Annotated in this window: 1 protein-coding gene; it reads left to right on the top strand. The window is 74.8% G+C overall.

The features are described 5' to 3' along the window. A partial coding sequence (locus tag ABD067_RS21880) for an AzlC family ABC transporter permease (RefSeq protein ID WP_343897532.1) occupies positions 1 to 632 on the top strand: 632 nt, incomplete at both ends.

A 632-nucleotide genomic window follows, 5' to 3' on the forward strand; every position in this document is an offset into this window, starting at 1 on the left:
GCCTGCGCCGCGGCGCGCGGGCGGCCTTCGCCATCACCATCGGGCTCGCGCCCTTCGGCTTGGTGGTCGGCGTGGTGGCGGACGCGCGCGGCCTGTCGCTGCTCGAAACCCTGCTGATGAGCGGCCTGGTCTTCGCCGGCACCAGCCAGCTCGTCGCGCTGGAGCTGTGGTCCGACCCGGCGCCGGTCCTCGCGGCCGGCCTCGCCGTGCTGGTGGTGAACCTCCGCATGGCGCCGATGGGCGCGGCCCTCGCCCCGGTGCTGGATCGCTTGAAGGGTTGGCGGCTGTGGGGAACGCTGGCCGTGCTGGTGGACAATTCCTTCGCGCTGACGGTCGCCGAGATGCGCGCGGGGCGGCGAGACCCCGGCTTCCTGCTCGGCGCCAGCCTGACCATGCTGGCGAACTGGCTCGTCATGTGCGCGGTCGGGCACAGCCTGGGCGCGCTGGTGCGGCTGCCGCCGGGCCACCCGTTGTTCTTCGCGGCGACGGCGACGCTGCTGTCGCTCCTGGTGCCGATCTGGCGCGGCCGGCGGTCCGACCTGCTCCCCTGGGCGGTGGCGGGGGCGGTCGCGCTCGCGGCGCACCGCGCGGCCCACCTCGGCCTGCGTCAGGTTGAAGAAGACCTCGGTGGC

The organism is Craurococcus roseus (assembly GCF_039523795.1).
Classification (GTDB): Bacteria; Pseudomonadota; Alphaproteobacteria; order Acetobacterales; family Acetobacteraceae; genus Craurococcus; species Craurococcus roseus.